Genomic DNA, 22,859 nt, shown 5'->3' with positions numbered 1-22,859 from the left:
ATCCCGGTGTTCGGTCTGCGGTTCAGTGCCGCTGGGGTCTTGCGGGCCGGTGGTTGCTTGCCGGGGGGTGGATTGTCGGGGGGTGGATTGTCGCGGTGGTGGCGTGTCCGGTGGTGGATTGTCCCGGGGGGGGTTTCTGGGGGGGGGGGGGGAGGGGGGGGGGCGGGGGGGGGTGCGGGGGTGCGGGGCGGGGCGGGGGCGGGGCGACCGTTGGAGCCTGGAGCCGGGGCGACCGTCGGGGCCCGGGGCCTGGAGCCCGGAGCCCGGAGCCCGGAGCCTGGAGCTCGGAGTTCGGAGTTCGGAGCTCGGGGGCGACCGGCGTCGGGGCTTCGATCCGCGATCCGTGATCCGGGGGGTGCGGTGGGCGCGGGGCGTGGGGCGCGGGGCTTGAACATCGTTCCGGTGCGCGGCAGCTGACGTTGCGTCAGATCGGTGTTGCCCGGCGGAGCCAAACGGCGTGCGATGCGGCGGGAGGGGTCATTACCCTGCGGGCATGGAGCTGCGTGAAGAACTTCCGAGCGACCGGGAGCCCGTGCGGGACGTCCACCTGCGGGCGTTCGGGGACCACGGCCTCGTGGTGGCCGACCTGGTCGACACCTTGCGGGACACCGTCACGCCGGCCGACGGCCTGTCGCTGGTCGCCGAGTACGACGGAAAGATCGCCGGGCACGTCATGTTCACCCGCAGCCTGCTCGACGCCCCGCGTCAACTGGTCGAGGTGCAGGTGCTCAGCCCGCTGGCCGTACTGCCCGGGCACCAAGGACGCGGTATCGGCTCGGCCCTGGTCCGACGCGGACTGGAGATCCTCGCCGAGCGGCCCGTTCCGCTCGTCTTCCTGGAGGGCGACCCGGGCTACTACTCCCGTTTCGGGTTCGCCCCGGGCGGCGGCCAGGGCTTCCGCAAGCCGTCCCTGCGCATCCCGGACGCCGCCTTCCAGGTCATCGGGCTCCCGGGGTACGAGCCGTGGATGACGGGAACGCTGGTCTACGCGGAACCGTTCTGGCGACACGACGCGGTCGGCCTGCGCGACCCCGGGGCGTAGGGGCGCGGGAACGGGTGCCGCTGTCGTTCGGCCACGGATCTTCGCGGCGCGGTGGGGTGCGGCACGGCGGGGTGGGATGGGGTGCGGTGGGGTTGGGTCGTGCGGGTGGCGTATCGCGAACGCCGGTGTGCGGGGCGCCGTTTCCGGCGGCGCGTCTGGTGCCGGTCTGCTGTTCAACGTCCGCTACGGGAGACGCACGTGTCCGCTGCCGGTGGCCGTGCCGGTCGGCAGGCCCGGCCACCGGCAGCGGACGAGGTCGCAGGCGTTCGGCTCAGTCGCCGTTCGGGTCGGGAACCGAGACGCTCTGGCCGAACTCGGCGACGGCGTGCTGCCCCGGGAAAACGACGCGGAGTTCCTCGCCCGAGCAGCCGGGGCCGCTGAAGATGATGACGGGCTGGTCGGTGCGGTTTTCCACGCGCAGCGGCCACAGTTCCGACTCGTAGCAGCCCTGCGGGTTCTCGTAGACGGTTCCGTTGACGACCAGCACGCCCCCGGCCGCCAGGGCGGACTGGGGGACGGCCACCGCGACGGTCGCGGCAGCGGCGAGGGCGCCCAGCATCTTCATGGCGCGTTTCATCGGGTTCCTCCATCGGTGAACTCGGCCGCTGTGTGCGGCACTCACCGTGATCATGAAGGATGTCGGCGGTAACACACCGTAGCGGCACGCCGAGTCGCCCGAACGCCTCGATGGACGGAGCCAAGATCGGGTGTGAGGGGGTGAGTTGCGTGCCGGGGGCGGGGAGCGGGTGGGCCGGGGGCCGGTGTGCGGGGCCGACCGCGCCGTCCCGTGCGTTCCGTGCCGCGGCAGCGCCGGCCGGTGGCACGGTCATGAGAACCGTGTCACCGGCCCCCGGAACCCCGGAACCCCGGGGCCGGCCGGGGTCACCGGCTTGACGCTTGGCGCCGATTTCCTCAACGCCCTTACCAGGAAGCTACGGCGAGGGCCGTGGTGGCGCCGGTCACGGCGAGGGTGCGCAGTCTCGGGATGTGCACGGGGTACCTCCCAGGAATCGGGTCGAACACGCCCCGTCGACCCAGCCGGCCCGGCCCCGCTCGCCGCAGGAGCTACCACACCGCTTCTGGCGCGGGCCCAGATCGTTTCCGGGACGCCGGTGCTCCTCACGCCGCCGCGCGAGGCGTCGGCGCCTTCGGCGTATCCGGTCGCACCGGCGCGGAAATCGCTGCCTCCGACGCGAGCGCGGCGACCCGGCGGCGGCTCAGTACGCGCGGCGATACGGGAGCGGGATGCGCGGCTCGGCTCCCAGTGTCCCGGCGGCGTCGAGGGCCAGGACGGGTGACGCAGGAGTTCGCGGCCGATCAGGATCGCGTCGGCCTCGGAGTTGGCGAGGATCTTGGCGGCCTGGTCGGGGTCGGTGATCATGCCGACGGCGGCGACCGGCACTCCGCTCTCCGCCTTCACCCGCGCGGCGAGGGGGACCTGGTAGCCGGGGCCGACCGGGATCTTCGCGTCGGGAACGATGCCGCCGCTCGACACGTCCAGCAGATCCACGCCGCGGCCGGCCAGCGCCTTCGCGAGGCGAACGGTGTCGTCCACGGTCCAGCCCTCGCGATCGTCCGAGGGGTTCTCGGTGAGCCAGTCCGTCGCGGAGACGCGGACGAAGAGCGGGAGGCCGTCGGGCCAGACGGCACGCACGGCGTCCACGACACGGAGGGCGAACCGGGTCCGGTTCCCGAACGAGCCGCCGTAGGAATCCGTGCGGTGGTTGCTGACCGGCGACAGGAACTGGTGGATCAGGTAACCGTGCCCGGCCAGCAGCTCGACCACCTGGTACCCGGCCGCCGCCGCGCGGCGCGCCGCCGCGGCGAACTCGTCGACGATCCGGTCGATGTCGGCGAGGGCCAGTTCGTCGGGGCCGACCGGCCGCCAGCCGCCCTGCTCCGGACCGAGCCGCCTTCTCCCCAGCCACTGGCGGTCGGTCGACCCCTTGCTGCCGGAGTGCGACAGCTGGATGCCGGGCACGGCACCCAGCGAGGTGAGCAGGCCGGTGATCCGCCGGAACCCGGGAAGCTGCGCGTCGCTCCAGATGCCCAGGTCGTACGGGGTGGTCCGGCCGGTCGGGCTCACCCCCGTGCCCTCGGTCAGGATCAGGCCGGCCCCGCCGGCCGCGCGGGCGCCCTGGTGCGCGACGTGCCAGTCGGTGGGGACTCCTACGTCCGGCCCCTGCGACGCCGCGCTGTACTGGTTCATCGGCGGCATCCACACCCGATTGGGGATGGTCAACGAACGCAGCCGGTAGGGCTCGAACAACTGGCTCATGGCGATGCCTCTCGTGGAGACGCCCTCAGGTAGGCCCTCAGGTAGGCCCTCGGGGAGACGGCCCTCAGGGAGACGGCCTGGGCGGCACTGGTGAGTGCGATGATTGCCGTACTACGAGATTTATCGTACATCGAGGTTCGAGAGTCGTCGAACTATGAGATTCGTAGAACTACGAGACTCGTCGCAGTAGACTCGGCCCCATGCCTCTTCGCAGCACCAGCGCAGCAACCCCGAGCCGGCAGCTGGACCATCCCGAGCCGGCCGACATCCGGCTCGAGGAGGTACTGCACGCCTGTGCCGACCCGATGCGACTGCGCATCATCCAGGCGCTGGCCGCCGACGCCGCGGCGGCCTGCGGGGAGATCGGGCTCGCGTGCAGCAAGTCCACCGCGACCTATCACTTCCGCGTACTGCGCGAAGCGGGTGTGATCACCCAGCGCTACCAGGGCACCGCAAAGGTCAACGAACTGCGCCGCGCCGATCTGGACGCGGTTTTCCCCGGACTGCTGGACGCGCTGCTCGCGTCGGCGACCGCGCAGGCCGGCAGGACCCGGGAGGCCTGACGGGCGGGACGCGGAGACCTGACGGGCGGGACGCGGAGACCTGACCGGCGGGAGGGGGAGCGCGTGGAGCCGCTGGAGGCGCCGGGCGCCGGGCGCTGGGCGCCGGAGGCGCTGGGAGCCCCGGCCCGGCGGGAACCCGCGAAACGGGACCCGGCCCCGGCGGCTGACGGCTCCGGTGGGACGAGCTGGGGCGTGGCCGCCACTCACCGTCGCGGCGGCGCTGTCGCCCCCGGTCGGCCGGCGGGCCCTTGCGGACCCGGATGTGCTTCGCGGTTATGCCAAAAATTGGCCGCGCCGCGCCAACTAGCAGTGTTTTCCCGGGAGTTATCGCGGTATGGGCGGCGCGGGCGGAGGTTGGCGCGGCGGTGGCGACCCGGAAGCATGAGCCGGGCAACGTACCGGATTCCCGCTCAATACGAGGAGTTTACGATGCGTCACCGTTTGCTGGCCGTCATGGCGATCGGCGCCTCCCTGGCGTTCACCCCGCTGGCGGCCGCCACCGCCGCGGTCGCCGCCCCGGCCCCGGCCACCACCGCGGCCACCGCCCCGACCACGGTCACCGCCGACGAGTGCTTCGACAACGGCGGCTACTTCGGCGGCTACAACAGCGACGCCAAGGCCTTCTGCGTCGACGGGATCTACAACGGCATCCCGTTCGACGTGGACCCGCAGCAGGGCTGGTGCCCCGACGGCCAGCACATGACCTTCGTCTACCTCGAAGGCATCGAGTGCACGGTGGACCTGCCCAACACCTGATCCGCCCGAGTTCCCGCCCGGGTTCCGGTCCGGGTTCCCGGCCGCGTTCCGCTCGCGTTCCGTCAGCTCCGCTCCGGCCCGGTCGTACGGGTCGGGGCGGGGTGCGGGGGCCTCCGGCGGGGCGTGGCGTTCTGCGTGGCCTGGCGTGGCGTTCGGCGGGGCGTGGCCCTCGTGTTCAACGGCGCCCGGGTGAACGGGAGTTCGGTGCCGCCGCCCATCGGTGCGCGAACTCCGGGCCGTCGCCGCCACCGCCACCGCCGACGTGACCGGCCACGTGCCACCGCCTCCCCGCCATGCCCCCGCCTCCCGCTCCCGTCACACTTCTCCGCCGCCGCGCGTCATGGCCGTGACGAAGTCACCACCCCCGGCCGGATCGAGCGCCGCCGGCCACCACTGACGGGAGCACCTCCGATGTCCACCGCCTGCGTCGTCGTCACCGTTCTGGCCGCTGTCCTGGCCGGTCTGTCGGCCGTCTTCACCTTCTTCCACGCCGAGTGGGTCGTGCGGCCCATGGCCGACTACGGCGTCCCCCGCTCGTGGTGGCCCTGGCTCGGCACGGCCAAGGCCGCCGGCGCCGCGGGCCTGCTGGTCGGCCTGGCCGCGCCCGCCATCGGGATCGCGGCCGCCATCGGCCTGGCGCTGTACTTCGCCGGCGCGGTCATCACGGTGGCCCGGGCGCGTTACTACTCCCACGTCGCCTTCCCGGCGGTGTACGCGGCTCCGGTGGTGGCGGCGCTGGTGCTGCGGTTGACGGCTTGAGAGGGGTGCCGGCGGCGGGGCGCGGGGATGGCCCCGGGGGAGTGTGCTTCTGGGGTGGCGTCGGGTGACGGTGACGGTGCCGGTGCCTCCCGTGGGGTGCTTCCGGTGCGGTGCCTCCGGCGGAGGACGTCCCCGTTATCCGGATGCGGCCGGTCGCGACCCGCATTAAGGTCGGCGCTCGTGGAACCGCTCACTGAGAAACAGATCCGCTCATCCTTCGTGAACTGCACCAAGGGTGAGGCGACCCGGCTGCGGCTGCCGCTCGACTTCGCCGAACTGCCCTGGGACGAGCTGGACTTCGTGGGGTGGGTCGACCCGGGCGCACCGCTGCGGGCGCACCTCGTGCTGCCCCGTGAGCAGGGTCCGCTGGGCATCTCGCTGCGCGTCCCCGCCGCGACCCCGGCCAGCGCGGTGAAGTCCAGCATGTGCCAGATCTGCCTGACCGGCCACGCCTCCTCCGGGGTCACCCTGCTCGTCGCCCCCCTGGCCGGCCCCCGGGGACGCCAGGGCAACACGGTCGGCACGTACATCTGCGCCGACCTCGCCTGTCCCCTCTACGTACGGGGCAAGCGGCAGCCCAAACTGCGTACCGTCCGCTACGAGGAGTCCCTCACCGTCGACGAGCGCCTCGCGCGTATGTCGGACAACCTGAACGCGTTCGTGGCCAGGGTCACCACGGGCTGAACGCGGGGCGGCGCGGCGTGGCGGGGACACGGCGTGCCGCGGCGCGGGCGGGTCGCTCCCCGACGACCACCGGGCGGCCGACGACGTCGCCGCGGTCCAGGGCCGGCGGACGGGCGGGTTCGGGCCCCCGGAGAATGCGCCGAATACCCGCCGAACGCTCCACCGGCACCTGATCCGCTCGCCGCCGTCGCGACCGTGACGGCGCCCGGCCGAGCCGGCGAACCGCCGGTGTACAGCTGATAGTTGCAGTCGTTGCGATCGTGGCCCTGGCGTACGTCCCGTCGCCCCAGCTCGCGTTCACGTCGACCGGTACGCCCGAGTCCGTGAACGCCACGACCGACCGCAGCGGTGCGGATCTCGGCGCACAGGGCGTGCCCGCCGCGCAGTGACGCCCCTCCGGAGGCGCACCCGCCCCGGAGGGAACCCCCGCTCCGGAGGCGACCTCATCGGGCCGAACTTCCCACTCCGCCGGAGGCACCAGCACCGGCGCCGGCCCCGCCTCCGCCCCCCATGCAACACCCCACCCCACGACACATTTTCCCGCCGGAGCCGCAGTTCACGGCGCTATTCGGGGGCGTGCGGGCAGTTCATAAGTTTTTTCACCCATCCGAATGGACGGCCGTGCCGAAGAACGCGATGAGAGCAGTTCGAGCGGTCCCGGTCACACTGAGGGAGACGGTTGAGTGCGCGACATGGCGGCGGCATCCGCTGACACGGCCCTCCGGGACCGTGCGGCCGTGCTGCGCCACCGCGCTCTGCTCGTGGTCGGGTTCGTGGGGGTGCTGTTCGGCATCGGGCTGACGGCCGGTCACAGCGCAGCCGCCGACGGCCGTCCGACCGCCGCCACTTCCACCACCGGCCCGCACGCCGCCGGCCACGATCTGCTCCCCTCCCTCCTCACCGGTGTGGTGAACACCGTCGAGCACGCGACCACCCCGGCCGCACCTCCGACCCACCCGGTGACCAACGCCCCGGCCCACGTCGCCAAGTCCCCGGCCGACGTGACCAAGTCGCCGACGGGCCCGACCAAGTCGCCGACCGGCCTCGCCGAATCCCCGGCGGACGTCACCAAGTCGCCGGTTCCGCCGCTGACTTCGGCGGTGAAGACGCTCGCGCCGGTGACCCGTGCCACCGCGTCGGCCACCGCACCGTTCACCGCGACCCTGAAGCCGCTCACCGCGCCGCTCACCGCACCCCTGAAGCCGGCCACCGCACCCCTGAAGCCCCTGCTGGCTCCCGTCGCGCGGGCGGTGGCGCCGCTGACGCGCCCGGTGCTGGCGCCGGTGACCGGCTCGCTGGCGCCGGTCGTCGCGCCGTTGACCGACAGCCTCGGCCTGGCCCCGTTGACCGGCGCGGTCGGCGTGACTCCTCCGCCGGCCGCCACGCCCCGCCCCGCGTACCCGGCCTCCCCCGGTTCTCCGGCCGGCGGCCCGTCGCACCGGACGGCGACCACGCCGCCCACGGCGGCTACGACTGCTTCCGCCACCGCGACCTCCCCGGCCCGGGCAACCGCTCGAGGCACCGGCGCGGGTACGGCGACGTCCTCCCCGGTCCGCGTGTCGCCGGCCGGCCAGGCCCCCGCGCCGCAGGCCGACCTTCCCGCCGCCCCCGCCGGAGCCCCCGCCGGGTCGGCCTGCGGCGGTGCCGGCGCGGCGGCCTCCGGCGGAGCCGGCCCCGGCTTCGTGCCCGGCGGGCTCGGCGACAGCCACGTCACCGCGGCCCCGGCCGCCGCCCGCCACGCCCTCGTGCCGGTGGACGAGCGGCCCGGCGCCTTCCTGTTCGACGGCCGCGGCCCGCGCCGCCCCGGCTGACCCTCTGCTTCCGGCTCTGCCCGTACGGCGTCACGTGCGCCGGGCCGACGCGCCATCCGCGCGCCGGTGATGGCGGAGCCGTTCCCCGGACACCGATGGACGCCCACGCGCGTCCGGAGTCCGACGCCCCTGCCCGGCCCCGCGCGACCACGCGTCGGCGCTGAAGCGGCCGGGGGCATCCCCCCACCAGAAATCACGCTCCCTGAAAGGGACTTGTCGATGAACGTGAACGTCAAGCGCGGGCTGCTGCTCGCCGCCGCCTCCGGCGGTCTGGTCTTCCTCGGTTCCGCCGCCGCCTCGGCCGCGGACAACACCACCGCCGCGCCGGACCACACCGCCGTGGTGCAGTCCCTGACCGGCACCCTGACCGGCACGGTCAACGGCCTGCTCGGCGGCGGCCAGCAGTCCGGCTCCACCGCCCACACCGGCGCCACCAGCGGTTCGACCGGTAACGGCGGCAACGGCGGTTCGGCGACGTCGGGCAACACCGCGACGTCCGGCAACAGCGGGAACTCCGGCAACTCCGGTGCCACCGGCGGGAATTCGGCGCACAACGTGTGCATCCTGGCCGACTGCACCGCGCACGCCACCTCCGGGAACTCCGGCAGCACCGGCGCGACCGGGAAGACCGGCAGCGCGGGCAACACCTCCACCACCACCGGCGGGAACGCCGCCCGCGGCGGCGACTCCGGCAGCGCCAAGTCCACCGGATCGGCCACCGGCTCCTCGCACGGCCACGGCGGCGGCTCGTCGTCCAACACCACGGGTGCCACCAGCGGTTCGACCGGTAAGGGCGGCAACGGCGGTTCGGCGACGTCGGGCAACACCGCGACGTCGGGCAACAGCGGGAACTCCGGCAACTCCGGTGCCACCGGCGGGAATTCGGCCGGCAACCTGTGCATCCTGGCGCGTTGCGACGCGTCGGCCACCTCCGGCGACTCGGGCAACACCGGTGCGACCGGTGCGACCGGCGACGCGGGCAACACCTCGGTGACCACCGGCGGCAACGCCGCCCGCGGGGGCGACTCCGGCGCCGCCTGGGCCGACGGGCGCGCCACCTCCTGGCAGCAGGACAACGGCGGCAGCGGCTGGCGTGCCGGCGGCTGGGGCCGCGGTGACAACGGCTGGGGCCAGCGTGGTCGCGGCCACGGCCACGGTCAGGGCCAGGGCCACGAAGGCGGCCACGGCGGTTCGTCGTCCAACACCACGGGTGCCACCAGCGGTACGACCGGTAACGGCGGTAACGGCGGTTCGGCCACCTCGGGCAACACCGCCACGTCGGGCAACAGCGGGAACTCGGGCAACTCCGGTTCCACCGGCGGCAACCGCGCCGTCAACGTCGGCATCCTGTCGAACTCACGCGGCGAGGGCGGCTCCGGCTGGGGCGCCTCCGAGTGGGGCCAGGGCCGTACGCACGGTTGGAACGGCGGCAGCACGGCGACCGCCACCTCCGGGAAGTCCGGCAGCACCGGCGCGACCGGGAACACCGGCAGCGCGGGCAACACCTCGGCCACGAACGGTGGTTGGGGAGCGCGCGGCGGCGACTCCGGTGCGGCGTGGGCCATGGGCACCTCGACCGCGAGCAGCACCTCGCCGCGCTGGGGCTGGACCCGCAGCGTCGGCACCGGCACCACGTCCGGCTCCACCCGCGCGGTGACCGGCGCGACCGGTAACGGCGGCAACGGCGGCTCCGCCAAGGACACCGACACCGCGACCTCCGGCACCAGCGGGAACAGCGGCAACTCCGGCAGCACCGGTGGCAACACCGCGGTGAACGCCGGCGGCGGCGACACGCAGGGCCTCGGCCACGGCGGTCGCGGTCACGGTGGTCGCGGTCAGGGCGGCTGGGGCCAGGGCGGTCGTGGTCACGGTGGTCGTGGTCACGGTGGCTGGGGCCAGGGCGGCCACGGCCAGCACGGCAAGGGCAACGGCCACCACGGCTCCGGCACCGGTGACCGCGGCACCGCCACGGTGACCTCCGGCGACTCCGGCTGGACCGGTGCGACCGGCTGGACCGGCAGCGCCTGGAACACCTCGACCACCACCGGCGGCAACGCCGCCCGCGGTGGCGACTCCGGCACCGCCTGGAGCGACGGCACCACCACGCACACCGCCTGATCCGTCAGGCACGTAGGACGTACACCGCCTGATCCGTCAGGCACGTAGGACGTACACCGCCTGATCCGTCAGGCACGTAGGACGTATACCGCCTGATCCGTCAGGCGGCACCACCACCCGAGGGGGTGGCCGATCCCGCACCGGGACCGGCCACCCCCTCGCGGCTGTTCCGCGGCCGGCACACCGGCTCGTGGTTCGGCGTGCCGCCGTCGGGCGACCAGGTCGAGTTCAGGGTCACGGACCTGGACCGCTTCCGGAACGGGTGGCGGTCCGAGCACTGGGCCGTCGCCGACGCGGTAACCCTGCTGCGCCGGACCGACGCGCTGCCGTAACGGGACGCGCGTCGTCGTAACGGGACGCGGGTTGCCGTAACGGGACGTGCCCTGCCGTGACCGAACTCGCCCTGACGCGCCCCTCGTTCGGGGTCCCTGTCCGGTGCTCCGCCGGCGCCTCGGCACCGCCCGCCATTCTGAGGCCGCGCCGGCGCCCCGGCACCGCCGCCGTTCTGAGGCCGCGCCGGCGCCCCGGCACCGCCCGCCGGAACCGCCCCGCACCCCGGGGCGGGCCGCTTACCCCCTCGCCCCTTCCGGCAACGCCGCCCCTGCCAGGTAGCGGGCCGCGTCGATCGCGTCCGACTCCTGCGTGAAGCGGCCGAAGCTCAGCCGGATGCTGCCCTTGATCTGCTCCGGCGGCAGTCCGATCGCCCGGAGCACGTGCGACGGCTCCTGGGCGGAGCTGTTGCAGGCCGAGCCCGTCGAGATGGCGAGGCCGGCGAGGCGCGGCAGCAGGTCCTGCGCGTCGACCCCCTCCAGGGACAGGTTCAGCGTGTGGGGCAGGAAGTCCGGACCGGTGCCGCTGTTCAGCCGGAAGGGCGTCCCTGAGGCGGCCGTCAGCTCGGTCAGGAAGGCGTGGCGGAGCTTCTCCAGGCGGCGTGCCTCCTGCTCCCGTACCTCCTCGACGAGGGTGACCGCCGTGCCGAGGCCGATGATGGCGGCCGTGTTGTGCGTGCCCGCCCGCAGGCCGCGCTCCTGGCCGCCGCCGTGCATGAGCGGTGCCAGCGGTGCCGTGTCGGTTAGCCGGTTGGAGATGTACAGGGCGCCGACGCCCTTGGGGCCGTAGATCTTGTGGCCGGAGAACGTCAGCAGGTCGACGCCGAGTTCGGTCACGTCCACGGCGAGCGAACCGACCCCCTGCGTCGCGTCGCAGTGCAGCGCGACGCCCGCCTGCCGGGTCACCCGGCCGATCTCCGCGATCGGCTGGATGGTGCCGATCTCGTTGTTCGCGAGCATCACGGAGACGAGCACCGTGTCGTCCCGCAGGTGGCCGGCCACCTGGTCCGCCGTGACCTGCCCCTGCGCGTCGACCGGCAGGACGGTCACTGACCAGCCCTTTTCCCGCAGGTACGCGCAGGTGTCGAGCACCGACTTGTGCTCGGTCGCCGCGGTCACGATGTGGCCGCCCGGACATCGGTCGGCCATCCCCTTGATCGCGATGTTGTTCGCCTCCGTGGCCCCGGAGGTGAAGTAGATCTCGCTGCGCGCCCCTCCCACGAACCGGGCGACCGCGCTCCGGGCCCGCTCCACCTCGCGGAACGCGCGCACCCCCGCGGCGTGCGGGCTGGCGGGGTTGGCGAAGTACTGCGTGCAGGCGGTCTGCATGACCTCCATGACCGCGGGATCCATCGGCGTGGTGGCCTGGTGGTCGAGATAGATGGTGCGCATCGAGATTCCCCTGTTTTCGCTGGTTCTACGTGCCGGACTCAGAAATCGCGTGCGGACAGCGCCATTTCGACCACGTTGGTGCACGACGGGTCGGCGAAGACGAGAATGATCTCGTCGGTGGGGGCCGCGTGGTTGCGCAGGTATATCTCGGCGCCCTTGGTGACCTTGTCCTTGTCGGCGAACGAATTGATGTCGATGACGTAGGCGCGTGCGCAGTCGGCGTACTGGCGCAACCGGGCGAAGTATTTGACGAAGTACTCGTTGACGATCAACGGGCAGCGCGGAACCACGTAGTTGTCCTTCACCACACCGGCGAGGACCTTCTCGTACTGGCGGGAGCGGTAGTGGATGTCGTCGCCGTCCCGGACGAACCGCGGTTCCGCGGACGGGTTCTTGAGCCACTCCTTCATCGACCGGGCCGCCCGGTTGCGCAGGGTCCGTTCGCGGGTGACGGTGAAGGTGACCCCGGCGGTGGCGGCGGCAGCGGTCAGCGGGGCGAGGTCGATCGCCGCCGGCGCGGCGGTCACGGAGCAGGCGTCGGTGCCGCAGGCCATCCCCAGATCGTTGTGGATGACGTCGAAGAGCACCTTGTTGCCGCGATGGCGGTAGCGGACGCCCGCGCCCAACTCGTGCCCGAGGGCGAAGGAGTTGAGGGAGAAGTCGCCGATGCCTCCGGCGGACTCGAAGTAGCCTCCGGCGATGAGCGTCGCGGAGCGCTGCTTACGGCTGATGTGGTCAAGAACCGGACCGGTGCGGTCGTCATCGGCTGTGCGGTCGTCTACGGCTGTGCGACCGGTTCGCTCGGACAGGTGGGGGGACGGCATGGGAGGACCCTTTTTCTCCGCGTCTTCCGACGACTGTTCTGCGACTGTTCTGCGTTGCGTTGCGTTGCGCTGTTCTGCGTTGCGCTGGCGTTGCCTTGTTTTGTGTCGCGCTGGCGTTGCGCTGCGCCGAATTGCGCTGCGTTGCTCCGCGTTGCCTGGCGCTGCCCTGCGGCGAATTGCGCTGCGCGTGTTCTGCGAGGTGTCCGTGAGTCGGCTACGGGGAACGGCTCTCCCCCGCGGAACTGCCCGCACCCGGTGCGGGGTCGGGCAGCCCGGCCCGGTTCCCCCAGTTCGACGCGACAGCGGCCACCACCACGCACAGCACCGCCGCCCATTGCGGCACGGAGAGCGCCTCGCCCAGCACGACGAGGCCCACCAGCACCGCGATGACCGGTTCCAGCGCGCCGAGCACGGCGAACACCCGGGGCGGCATCCGGCGCAGCACGACGAACTCCAGCGAGAACGGCACCGCCGTGGACAGCACGGCGACCGCGAACGCCACCGCCAGGACCTCGGGGTCGAGCAGCGCGCCCACCGGCGGCAGCCCGAGTACGAAGGAGCCCGGCAGCGCGACGACGGACGCCACCGCCATGCCCGTCGCCAGCCCGGCACCGCCCGACGTGGCCCGGCTGACCGCCGACCCCAGCAGGATGTACCCGGTCAGCGCCGTACCGGTGAGCAGGGCCGCGAGCACTCCGACGGGGTCGGTCCCCACGTGACCGCCGCCCAGGACGACCAGCCCGGTCCCGGCGAGCAGGACCCAGAGCACGTCCAGCGCCTTGCGCGAACCGGCGAGCGCGATGAGCAGCGGCCCGGTGTACTCCAGCGTGACCACGACACCGAGCGGGAGCCGGGAGGTCGCTTCGTAGAAGGAGAACTGCATCACCGCGAGCACCACCCCGTACGGCAGCAGCAACCGCCAGTGGGCGCGCAGCAGTCGCGGCGTCGGGCGGAAGAAGAGGCAGAGCAGCGTGGCGGCGATCAGCAGGCGCAGCAGTGTCGCCCCGGCCGGGCCGGTGCGTTCGAACAACTGCTTCGCGAAGGCCGAGCCGAACTGGAGACTCACCATTCCGGCCAGCACCATGAACGGCGCCGGAACGAGCCCCGCCCAGCCGGCCGGACCCGTCTTCCCGCCACGCGACGCCTCGGTCCCCGGTTCGGTTGCCGGTAAGGACTCGCTGGCTGTGGCGGCGACCTCGGTCATGAACCACCTGCTCCGTCTGTGGTGGAGGACGGGACCGCGCGCACTCTAACAACGGCCGACAGGTGATTTGAGTTGCCGTGGGTGATGAGGCGGCGGGCGATTTCGAGGCAGGATTCGTGGATTTCGACTCCGCGTTCCCACCCGGGCGCGGAGGCGTCCGAAGCCGTGCGCGTCCCGCGCGGGTCACGTCAGGTGCGGATCGCGTCGGGCCCGGATCGCGTCGGCCCCGGATCGCGTTGAGCGCGGATCTCGTCGGGTGCGGATCGCGTCAGGCGCGGCCGAGCAGTTCCGCGCGCCGGGCCAGCGCCCACGCGCGTTCCTCCTCGATGTCCGGCACGAAGTCCTGCCGCAGGAACGCCGCCCAGGGGTCCGCGCCGAGCGGGCCCAGGCGGGTGATCCGCTCCGTCTCGTCGCGCTGCAACCGCGCCAGCGCGTCCAGTACGTCGGCCGGGTCCGCGCCGTAGGCGTCGCACAGCAGCCGCAGCCGCCGGGCCAACGGCGCGCCGGCCTCGCCGTAGCCGACCCTGCGCTGACGGTCGGGAAGGCGCAACGGCACGCTGTACCAGGCCAGTTGGGCAACGTCGTCCAACGCCTCGCCGGGGATGGCCAGGTCCCAGTCGATGACGCCCACCAGGTGGTCGTCCGCCCAGACCGAGTTCCAGCTCGTGAGGTCGCCGTGCCGCATGATCAGCCCCGGCCGCCAGTGGGCGCCGGGGTCGCACCAGACGGCCTGCGGCGAGGGCCGGAAGTCGCGCACGGCGTCGTGGTAGTCACGCAGCCACCGCCCGAGCGCGATGACGCCCCCGTCCGCGAGCAGCGCCCGCGGCCACGGGGACAGCCCGACCTCGCCGCGCAGCAACGACACCACCTCGTGCCCGTCCACCGGACCGTCGCCCAGGGCGCGCGGCGCACCGGCGAACCCCACCCGCTCCAGGTGCCGCAGCAGTTCCCGCACCGCGGGGGTCCACACCCGCCACGGCCTGAGGATGGTCTCGCCCGCCCGCCGCACCGTCGACAGACCGCCACGCATCGATTCGCCGTCCTCGATCACGGCGGAATCCTAGTGAGCGGGGAGCGTTCCGGGGCGGAATCACGGTGAGCGGGGGAGTGTTCCGGTGCGGGGTGCGGGGCTTACGGTGCGGGGCTTACGGTGCGGTGGGGTGCGGTGCTGGGCCTGGTCGACGTACGGGCGCATGACCGCCTCGTACCGGGCGAACGCGGTGCGGTGCGGACTGAACGGGTCGTCAACCGCACCGGTTGGGCTGCCGACGTTCAACCTGCTGCCGGACGACGCCACCGCTGAAGCCGCTCTCCGTCGCATCCGCGGCCATCTGGCCGACGACGGCGCCGCGTTGATCCCGCTCCACGTCCCGGCTCCCACCCCCGCCGACCGGATCGGCCAGGTCCGCACCGCCACCGCCGCCGACGGTGCCGAACTGCGGTTCTCCGTGGTGTCGGAGGAACGCGACGAGGCCGCGCGGACCCAGACCGCCGTGCTGCGTTACGAACGCCGCCGCGCCGGCCGGAGCACCGTTGTGGAACGCCCGTGGCTGCTGCACTGGTACACCCGCACCGCGTTCGAGGAGCTGGCCGCGGCGGCCGGACTGCTCACCGTGTCGGTCACCGGCGCGGACGGCGACGCCGTCGACGCCGACGCCACGTACTTCTCCTTCCGGCTCCGGGCCGCCCCTCGCCGTTGAGCGGCCACGGCGGGAGGCGGTGCCAGGGCCGGGTCCGGCTCCTCCGGTGACGTCCGGACCGGGTCCCGCTCCTCCGGCGACGTCAGGGCCGCGCCGGGGCCCGTCTTCGTACGACGGGTACCCGTGATGCGGACCGAGGCCCTGTCACGACCTCGGTCCGCAACCCGGTGTCCCGGTGTTTCGAGCCACGCCTCAGGACGCGTCGCCCACCCCGGCCCGGATGACGCTGACCGTCAGGAGCTGCGAAGACCCGGCGCACGCCTGCGAGTTGAAGGCGAGGTAGATCGGGGTGGTCTGGCTCGGCGGGAAGATCTGGAGGTACTTGGCGGTGGTCGGTTCGCAGGTGGCGCTGGAGAAGTTGCCGGCGTCCACGATGCGCAGCAGCGCGTTCCCGGTCGCTCCGGGCGCGAGGGTGACCAGGGCGCGGCCGACGAGGTCGCTCTCGGTGGCGGCGTGGCCGATCTGGTTGACGGGACTCCCGCCGGCCTGCGACACGCCGGGGTATCCGTAGAGGGTGCAGGTCTTGCCCGAGATGTTCTTGAAGTCCAGCGCCATGTAGGTGCTGCCGGCGGTGCCCTGGCTGGCCCCGACGCTTGCCTGAAGGTCCCTGGTCGCGCACCGGCCGGCACCGGTTCCCGGCGTCGAGGTCGCGCCGGTTCCGGTCGCCCCCGCACCGGCCGGCGCGGTGGAGGCGGCACCCGGCGCGGGCGTTCCCGGCGAGGTCGTTCCGGGGGTGGTCGTGCCGGGCGTGGTCGCGGCGGCCCCGGAGGACGCGGGCGCCGCGGTGCCGCCGGACTGGTCCGGGCCGCATCCCGTGACGCCGACCGCCACGACGCAGGTCAACGCCAGCGCCGGTACGGCTCGGCCGGCGAAACGGAGGATCGATGTCATTGCTGCGGCCCTTCTACGGAGTGGCTCGGAACGCCACGTGCCACGGATGACGCCGTGGACACCCCCGCGGTTCGCCCCGGCGGTAACGAACGGTGCACGCATGTGTCACGACGGCGTACGCGACGCGCCCGGGGCGCCCGCCGGCGCGGCGCGAACCGGCGGAGGGCGAGGGCGAAGGCGCGACGTGAGCCGCAGCGCCCTCCGCGGCCGGTGCGCCATGACGCGCCGCGCGGGCCCGCCCCGCGTGCGGGCGATCCCGGCGCGCGGGATGATCGGGGGCATGGCACACACCATCCGGCTCGCCCAGTCGCCCGAGGCCGACGAACTGCTCGGCCGCAGCCCGCTGGCCGCACTGACCGGCATGCTGCTCGACCAGCAGGTGGCGATGGAGTGGGCGTTCAGCGCGCCCGCCTCGCTCGCGGCGCGGATGGGGCGCAGCGACCTCGACGCGGCCGAGATCGCCGGCTTCGACCCGGAGGCGTTCGCCGCGCTGATGTCCGCCAAGCCCGCGCTGCACCGCTACCCCGGTTCGATGGCCGGGCGGCTCCAGACGCTGTGCCGTCACCTGGTCGAGCACTACGACGGTGACGCCGCCGCGATCTGGCGGGACGCCTCCACCGGCCGCGAACTGCTCGACCGGCTGCTCGCCCTCCCCGGCTTCGGCCGGCAGAAGGCGCAGATCTTCCTCGCCCTGCTCGGCAAGCAGTACGGCGTCACCCCCGACGGCTGGCGCGAGGCCGCCGGCGCGTACGGCGAGGCCGGCGCGTACCGTTCCGCCGCCGACATCACCGGGCCCGAGTCGCTGGCCAGGGTCCGCGCGTTCAAGCAGGAGGCGAAACGGGCGGCGAAGCTGAGTAAGGCAGACAAGGCAGACAAGGCGGACAAGGCCGCCGGCGGTACGAAGAGTTAGCCCTTCTCATTCCTGCGGCCTCGCTGCTCGGCGCTCATTCCTGCGGCCTCGTCGCTCGGCGCTCATTCCTGCGGCCTCGTCGCTCGGCTTCCTCCGCGGCCTTCCCCGGGGCCCCGGCCGGAGTCGACGTCCGCACCGGGCGAACGGTCCTCCCCCCGGCGGGATAGGTTCCGAGGGACCGCTTCGTCGTGCCGTCAGTCCGGAGTCGTAACGTTGTCCGATCAGCGCCAGCCGTTGCCCCTGGCCGACCACGACCTGCGCGCGGACTGCGCGAACTGCTTCGGCCTGTGCTGCGTGGCGCTGCCGTTCGCGGCGTCGGCCGACTTCGCCGCCGACAAGCCGGCCGGCCGGCCCTGCGGCAACCTGCGGGAGGACTTCGGCTGCGGCGTCCACGACCGGCTGCGCGACTCCGGTTACCGCGGCTGCGTGGTGTTCGACTGCTTCGGCGCCGGTCAGCGGGTCTCGCAGGTGACGTTCGCAGGCCGGGACTGGCGCGGCGGGCCGGACGTCGCCCGCGAGATGTTCGGCGCGTTCCCCGTCATGCGGCAGCTGCACGAACTGCTCTGGTACGTCAGCCACGCGCTCGCCCTGCCCGCCGCCCGCCCGGTGCACCCGGCGCTGCGCCGCATCCGCGACGACCTGGAACGCCGCACCCTCGGCACGCCCGCCGACCTGGCCGCGCTGGACGTCGGCGCCGTCCGGGCCGGCGCCAACGAGGCGCTGTCGCGGGCCGGCGACCTGGCCCGGGCCGCCGCGGTACCCGGCCGCCGGCCCAACCGCCGCGGCGCCGACCTGGTCGGCGCCCGCCTCACCCGGGCCGACCTGCGCGGCGCCAACCTGCGCGGCGCGCTGCTGGTGGCCGCCGACCTGCGCCACGCCGACCTGCGGCACGCCGACCTCACCGGCGCCGACCTGCGCGACACCCGGCTCGACGGCGCCGACCTCACCGACGCGCTCTTCGTCACCGCGTCCCAGCTCACCGCCGCCCGCGGCGACGCCGCCACCCGCCTCCCGTCCGGCCTGGACCGCCCGGCACACTGGTAGCCGACGGTCCGCGCGCGCCGTACGGTCGCCAACAGCCGCCCGGGGTAGGGCTGTTGCTGCGGTGCGCGTCGGGCGGTAGCCGACCACCTTGCGCCGCCGACCCGTTGCCCCAGGCGGGGGAGGGGCGCCAACTATGCGCCGCCGTAGGCCCGTTGCTCCCGTACGGCCCGCCGTACGCCCGTTGCCCCGCGGCGATCAGCCGTTCGCCGTCAGCGGGGTGCCGAGGTTCTTGCGGACGGTGAGGCTGAGCTGGTCGGCGAGGATCTCCGGCGCACCGGCCGCGACGCCGTCCAGCGCGGCGGCGGCCACCACCGCGGGGTCGGACTTCTGGTCGGCGGGGGCCGCGGCGGCCAGTTCGGTGTCCAGGTAGCCGACGTGCAGGGCGGAGACCTGGATGCCGCGCGGTCCGAGTTCCTCGCGGACCGAGTCCGTCATCGACCAGGACGCCGCCTTCGCCGCGCAGTACGCCCCGAAGGACGCCGGGTGGGCCCAGGCCAGCACCGACAGCACGTTGAGCACCGCGCCGCCGCCGTTGGCCTCGATGACCGGGGCGAACGCCCGCGTCATGCGCAGCGAGCCGAAGAAGTGCGTGTCCATCTCGCGCCGGATGTCGTCGAGGTCGCCGCCGATCAGCCGCGCGCCGGTGGAGATGCCGGCGTTGTTGATCAGGAACGTCGCGTTCGCCGCGGTCTTCGCCGCCCGGGTCACGGACTCCGGGTCGGTGACGTCCACCCGCAACGGGATCGCGCCGGGCAGGTCGATGCTCTCCGGCCGCCGGGCGGTGGCGTAGACGGTGGCGCCGCGCTCCAGCAACTGCGCGGCGAAGTGCCGGCCGAGGCCGCGGTTGGCACCGGTGACGACGGCGACCGAGCTGGTGAGGTCCATGGCGTTCTCCAAGGTCGGGACGAGTGGTTACCCTTTTAGATTACACACATCATCTATTGAGCCGCCAAGGACGCGTGGCGTGGCGCGTACCATAGATGACGTTAAGCATCTAAATGATGGAACGGTTGAAGGGCGGTGGGCGCGGTGGGCCGGGTGTCACGTGCGCAGGCGGAGGAGAACCGGCAGCAGGTCGTGGCCGCCGCGTCCCACCTGTTCCGGGAGCAGGGCGCGCACAACGTCAGCGTCGCCGACCTGATGAAGGCCGCCGGCCTCACCCACGGCGGCTTCTACAAGCAGTTCGCCTCCAAGGACGCGCTCCAGGCGGAGGCCACCGAGGCGGGCTTCAGCGAACTCGGCGGCTCACTGGCCGAGTTCGACGCCCGGCACCCCGGTGACCCCGGCGCCGCCCGTGCGGAACTGATCGCCCACTACCTGTCCACCGCCCACCGCGACGACCCCGGCGCCGGCTGCCCCACGGCCGGCTTCGCCTCCGACATGGCCCGCTCCGCCCCCGGCCCGGCCCGCTCCCGCTACGCGCAGGGCGTCCGCCACTTCGCGAGGTGGGTCATGGAGCATGGGGAGGGGGGTGCGGGTGCGGGTGCGGTGGTGGGCGGTGCGGATGCGGGTGCCGGTGCGGTTGCTGGCGGCGGTGCCGGTGCGGGTGCGGGTGCCGGTGCGGGTGCTGGCGGTGCGGGTGCTGGTGCGGTTGCTGGCGGCGGTGCGGATGCTGGCGCCGGAGCGGTCGCCGACGCCGGAGCGGACGCGGTCGCCGACGCCGGAGCGGATATGGGTGCCGGTACGGTCGTCCCGGTGGCCCCCGCTGACGGCGCCCCCGTCGACCCCGGCGCGGTGGCGGGCGCCGAGGCTGCCCGGGCCCCCGCTGACGGCGCCCCCCTGGACCCCGAAGCGCTCGTCACCCTCAGCACGCTCGTCGGTGCCCTGCTGCTCGCCCGTGCCACCCACGGATCACCGCTGTCGGAGGAGATCCTGGCGGCCGCCCGGAACGCCTGCGCGGCCCGCCCGACCTAGGCACTGTCCTGGCGATCATGAGCGGAGCCAGATGGCGAGGGCTGCCGCAGTGACGGTACCGAGGTAGACGTAGGCACGTTTGTCAAACCTGGCGGCGACGGCGCGGAAAGCCTTGAGTCTGTTGATCGCTCGTTCGACGGTGTTGCGCTTCTTGTAGCGGTCCTGGTCGAATCCTGGTGGCCTACCGCCGGCCCTGCCGCGTCGGGTGCGATTGGCAGCCTGGTCGGCCTTCTCGGGGATGACGTGCGGTGTACCGCGTCTGCGCAGGTAGCGGCGGGTTCGCCGGTTGGAGTAGCCCTTGTCGGCACTGACGCTGTCCGGCGTGGTGCGAGGTCTGCCCGTGGTGAGCCTGGAGACGCGGATCTTGTCCATGACCGGTTCGAACTGGGTGCAGTCGGCGTGCTGTCCCGGTGTGATGACCAGCGACAGGATCCGGCAGCGACCGTCCGCGCTCAGGTGGATTTTGGTCGTGAAGCCGCCGCGTGAGCGGCCGAGTGCCTCGCCCGCAGCTCCGCCGCCGCCCGCCGGCCGATCGGCCCCGGACCGGCCAGTGGTGCGGCCTGTGCCGGGCGCGGGTGGCGGGGTGTGCAGGGCGCCGGCGGCGTGGTGATGCGCACGCACGACCGTCGAGTCGACCGAAATGTCCCAGTCGATGGTCCCGGCAGCGTCCTCCTGGGCCTGGATGCGCTCCAGGAGCATCGGCCAGGTACCGTCCGCCGACCAGCGACGGTGCCGCTCGTGCACCGTCTTCAAGGGCCCGTACCGCTCGGGCAGATCCCGCCACGGAACACCGGTGCGGATCCGGTGCAGTACCCCGTTCACCACCTGCCGGTGGTCGCGCCACCGCCCGCACCGCCCGCTGCTCACCGGCAGCAACGGCTCGATCCGCGCCCACTGGGCATCGGCCAGATCACCCCTGGCTTCCACGGCACTGCCAACGGTCCACCCGGCCGCCGGTGTGCCATCAGGTGCTCCGGTGCCCGGGGTGGCGGGTCGGGGAGGAGGGCCGTTGCGGCGCACGACGGCCCGGGAGTGTTCTTCTTCGGTGAAGCCCGTACCCGGGCGGGTGTGCTCCTCTATTGTCGTTCGGCATGGGGATGGTGGGGGCCGACGGGTCGGTGCGCGGGGTTCCGTTCGCGGGGGCGGTGCCGGTATTCGAGGACCGCACCCGGGACGCGTGCGTGGTGGTGCCGGGCATCATGGGCAGCGTCCTGGAGGACACCGCGACGGGCCGCCCGCTGTGGGGCGTCGACCTCAGGATGCTGACCGGTGCGCGGAGCGGGGAGGGCCCGTTCGCCGCCCTTCGGGCGGACACCCGGGAGCAGGGGGCCGATGCCGAGACCGCCCGGCGGGCGCCGCTGACCCGCGTCCGGGCGGCCGGGCTGCTGGCCAGGCCGTGGTGGCTGCCCGTCTTCCAGGGCCTCGACCCCTACAGCAAGGCGGTCGAGGAGTTGGAGAAGGTCGTTCTGGCCCGGGAGGCGGTGGCGCCGTTCCCCTACGACTGGCGCCTGGCGGTCTCCTACAACGGTGCGCTGCTGGCCCGCGCGGCCCGTGCGCATCTGGAGCGGTGGCGGGAGCGGGTGGCGGCGGTGCCTGAGTGGCGGGCGGCCGGCGAGGCGCGGCCGAGGCTGCTGTTCGTGGCGCACTCGATGGGCGGGCTGGTGGTGCGGGCCGCGCTGGAGCAGGACCCGGAGCTCGCGGCCGACACCCGGGCCGTGGTCACCGTCGGGACGCCGTTCCTGGGTTCGGCGAAGTCCGTCCTGGCACTCAACCTCTTGCACGCCCAGGCGAGGCCGGGCCGGGTGGTGCGCCGGGTGCAGGCGATGGCGGCGACCCTGCCCGGTGTCCACGACCTGCTGCCCGGCTACCGCTGCCTGGACCGAGGCCTGGACGTGGAGCGCCTCACCCCCGGGCATGTCGCCCGCTTCGGCGGTGACCCGCACTTGGCCGCCCGCTCCCTGGCCGAGCACGCGCGCCACCGCTCGAGTTGGTTCGCGCTGCCGGGCCATCGGGCGATCGTCGGCGAGGCCCAGCCGACCGTCCAGACCCTGGAGGAACGGCACACCGACCCCTCGGTCGTCGAGGGCCGCTACTACGCCTTCGACATCCGCGACGACGGTGAACTCGGGCGGGACCCGGCCACCGGTATCCCCGCCCGCCGCGACGCCTCCGGCGACAGCACCGTCCACCTGCCCTCCGCACAGGCCGGAGCCCCGGCACCCGCCTACGTGTTCGGCCAGCACGGCGCACTGATGCGCCACCAGGAGGTCCTGCGCCAGATCCGCCGGATCGCACTGGAACGCCCCCGGGGCACCGACCTCGGCGACGGCACCGGCCACGGGCCCGGCCTGGAGACCCCTCACCTCGGCGGGACCCTCGGACAGCCGCTGACCCTCACCGTCACTGGACTGGACACCCCAGCCGGCGTGAGTCTGAGTGTGCGCTCGGCGACCACCAGCCACCCCGGCCACCCCCTGACCCTGCGCCGCGACCCCGACCGCACCGACGGAGCCCTGTCGGCCCGGTTCACCGCGGACGCCCCCGACCTATACCAGGTCACCCTGGACACCGGCCGCCACACACCCCTCACCCAGCTCGTCCTCGTCACCGCACCCGACGCCTGACCCCGGCCGCCCCTCC

Annotated in this window: 21 protein-coding genes and 1 pseudogene; 13 read left to right on the top strand and 9 right to left on the bottom strand. The window is 73.5% G+C overall.

All coding sequences use genetic code 11. The annotated features are described in order from the left end of the window. Positions 1-493: 493 nt before the first annotated feature. Positions 494-1,042: a GNAT family N-acetyltransferase gene (locus POF43_RS30200; protein WP_271326106.1), complete on the top strand. Its 549-nt coding sequence runs from the start codon at positions 494-496 to the stop codon at positions 1,040-1,042. A 271-nt stretch (positions 1,043-1,313) separates the two neighbouring features. Here the strand turns inward: POF43_RS30200 and POF43_RS30195 are convergent, their stop codons facing one another. Together POF43_RS30195 and POF43_RS30190 are read right to left on the bottom strand one after the other, a co-directional pair. After that, entirely contained in the window at positions 1,314-1,619 is a 306-nt protein-coding gene (locus POF43_RS30195; RefSeq protein ID WP_271326127.1) for a hypothetical protein, read from the bottom strand. A gap of 640 nt (positions 1,620-2,259) precedes the next feature. Further along, positions 2,260-3,320, bottom strand: a pseudogene (locus POF43_RS30190) (NADH:flavin oxidoreductase/NADH oxidase). A gap of 200 nt (positions 3,321-3,520) precedes the next feature. On the opposite strand from POF43_RS30190, the gene POF43_RS30185 reads away from it, so the two are divergent. The 7 genes from POF43_RS30185 (at position 3,521) to POF43_RS30155 (ending at position 10,343) form a co-directional block, all read left to right on the top strand. Further along, the gene (locus POF43_RS30185) at positions 3,521-3,883 is read left to right on the top strand and encodes an ArsR/SmtB family transcription factor (protein ID WP_271325662.1); all 363 of its coding nucleotides are present in this window, start codon (positions 3,521-3,523) and stop codon (positions 3,881-3,883) included. Between the two features lie 429 nt (positions 3,884-4,312). Next, on the top strand, positions 4,313-4,639 hold the full coding sequence (locus POF43_RS30180; protein WP_282704865.1) for a hypothetical protein: 327 nt from the start codon (positions 4,313-4,315) through the stop codon (positions 4,637-4,639). A 411-nt stretch (positions 4,640-5,050) separates the two neighbouring features. Further along, the gene (locus POF43_RS30175; protein WP_271326162.1) at positions 5,051-5,398 is read left to right on the top strand and encodes a DoxX family protein; all 348 of its coding nucleotides are present in this window, start codon (positions 5,051-5,053) and stop codon (positions 5,396-5,398) included. Positions 5,399-5,578: 180 nt separating this feature from the next. Beyond that, positions 5,579-6,082, top strand: coding sequence for an FBP domain-containing protein (locus POF43_RS30170; protein WP_271318766.1), 504 nt, complete (start codon positions 5,579-5,581; stop codon positions 6,080-6,082). Between the two features lie 737 nt (positions 6,083-6,819). Then, entirely contained in the window at positions 6,820-7,893 is a 1,074-nt protein-coding gene (locus POF43_RS30165) for a hypothetical protein (protein ID WP_282704864.1), read from the top strand. A gap of 219 nt (positions 7,894-8,112) precedes the next feature. After that, positions 8,113-10,011 (top strand): beta strand repeat-containing protein, encoded by a 1,899-nt coding sequence (locus POF43_RS30160; RefSeq protein WP_271323634.1) that lies wholly within the window; start codon positions 8,113-8,115, stop codon positions 10,009-10,011. Positions 10,012-10,136: 125 nt separating this feature from the next. Next, positions 10,137-10,343: an ester cyclase gene (locus POF43_RS30155; RefSeq protein WP_271323633.1), complete on the top strand. Its 207-nt coding sequence runs from the start codon at positions 10,137-10,139 to the stop codon at positions 10,341-10,343. 237 nt (positions 10,344-10,580) lie between these two features. Here the strand turns inward: POF43_RS30155 and POF43_RS30150 are convergent, their stop codons facing one another. The 4 genes from POF43_RS30150 to POF43_RS30135 all read right to left on the bottom strand — a co-directional run bounded on the left by POF43_RS30150 (position 10,581) and on the right by POF43_RS30135 (position 14,811). Continuing rightward, the gene (locus tag POF43_RS30150; protein WP_271323632.1) at positions 10,581-11,732 is read right to left on the bottom strand and encodes a cysteine desulfurase family protein; all 1,152 of its coding nucleotides are present in this window, start codon (positions 11,730-11,732) and stop codon (positions 10,581-10,583) included. Positions 11,733-11,770: 38 nt separating this feature from the next. Continuing rightward, positions 11,771-12,556, bottom strand: coding sequence for a hypothetical protein (locus POF43_RS30145; RefSeq protein ID WP_271323631.1), 786 nt, complete (start codon positions 12,554-12,556; stop codon positions 11,771-11,773). A 214-nt stretch (positions 12,557-12,770) separates the two neighbouring features. Further along, positions 12,771-13,760 (bottom strand): EamA family transporter, encoded by a 990-nt coding sequence (locus POF43_RS30140; protein ID WP_271323630.1) that lies wholly within the window; start codon positions 13,758-13,760, stop codon positions 12,771-12,773. 268 nt (positions 13,761-14,028) lie between these two features. Next, positions 14,029-14,811, bottom strand: coding sequence for a phosphotransferase (locus tag POF43_RS30135; protein WP_271323629.1), 783 nt, complete (start codon positions 14,809-14,811; stop codon positions 14,029-14,031). 142 nt (positions 14,812-14,953) lie between these two features. Between POF43_RS30135 and POF43_RS30130 the strand changes: the two genes are divergently transcribed. Beyond that, positions 14,954-15,460 carry a hypothetical protein gene (locus POF43_RS30130; RefSeq protein WP_308217779.1) on the top strand — a complete coding sequence of 169 codons (507 nt, stop codon included), beginning with the start codon at positions 14,954-14,956 and terminating at the stop codon, positions 15,458-15,460. Positions 15,461-15,652: 192 nt separating this feature from the next. Here POF43_RS30130 and POF43_RS30125 read toward each other — a convergent pair whose 3' ends face one another. Beyond that, on the bottom strand, positions 15,653-16,351 hold the full coding sequence (locus POF43_RS30125) for a DUF4232 domain-containing protein (RefSeq protein ID WP_271323628.1): 699 nt from the start codon (positions 16,349-16,351) through the stop codon (positions 15,653-15,655). A gap of 280 nt (positions 16,352-16,631) precedes the next feature. Between POF43_RS30125 and POF43_RS30120 the strand changes: the two genes are divergently transcribed. Both POF43_RS30120 and POF43_RS30115 read left to right on the top strand, forming a co-directional pair. After that, a complete protein-coding gene (locus POF43_RS30120; RefSeq protein ID WP_271323627.1) occupies positions 16,632-17,261 on the top strand; it encodes an HhH-GPD-type base excision DNA repair protein in 630 nt (209 codons plus the stop codon). 213 nt (positions 17,262-17,474) lie between these two features. Beyond that, on the top strand, positions 17,475-18,305 hold the full coding sequence (locus POF43_RS30115) for a pentapeptide repeat-containing protein (protein WP_271314828.1): 831 nt from the start codon (positions 17,475-17,477) through the stop codon (positions 18,303-18,305). Between the two features lie 195 nt (positions 18,306-18,500). Here the strand turns inward: POF43_RS30115 and POF43_RS30110 are convergent, their stop codons facing one another. Next, entirely contained in the window at positions 18,501-19,190 is a 690-nt protein-coding gene (locus tag POF43_RS30110) for an SDR family oxidoreductase (protein WP_271323626.1), read from the bottom strand. Positions 19,191-19,343: 153 nt separating this feature from the next. Here POF43_RS30110 and POF43_RS35240 point away from each other — a divergent pair, with 153 nt between their 5' ends. Beyond that, entirely contained in the window at positions 19,344-20,219 is an 876-nt protein-coding gene (locus POF43_RS35240; RefSeq protein WP_372516157.1) for a TetR/AcrR family transcriptional regulator, read from the top strand. A 15-nt stretch (positions 20,220-20,234) separates the two neighbouring features. On the opposite strand, the gene POF43_RS30095 is transcribed toward POF43_RS35240, so the two are convergent. Further along, on the bottom strand, positions 20,235-21,146 hold the full coding sequence (locus POF43_RS30095; protein ID WP_271325523.1) for an IS5 family transposase: 912 nt from the start codon (positions 21,144-21,146) through the stop codon (positions 20,235-20,237). 164 nt (positions 21,147-21,310) lie between these two features. On the opposite strand from POF43_RS30095, the gene POF43_RS30090 reads away from it, so the two are divergent. Beyond that, entirely contained in the window at positions 21,311-22,843 is a 1,533-nt protein-coding gene (locus tag POF43_RS30090) for a lipase/acyltransferase domain-containing protein (protein WP_271325522.1), read from the top strand. The last annotated feature ends 16 nt before the right edge of the window (positions 22,844-22,859 follow it).

Source organism: Streptantibioticus silvisoli (assembly GCF_027947535.2).
GTDB lineage: Bacteria > Actinomycetota > Actinomycetes > Streptomycetales > Streptomycetaceae > Streptantibioticus_C > Streptantibioticus_C silvisoli.
This window is presented reverse-complemented; position numbering and strand designations above follow the sequence as displayed.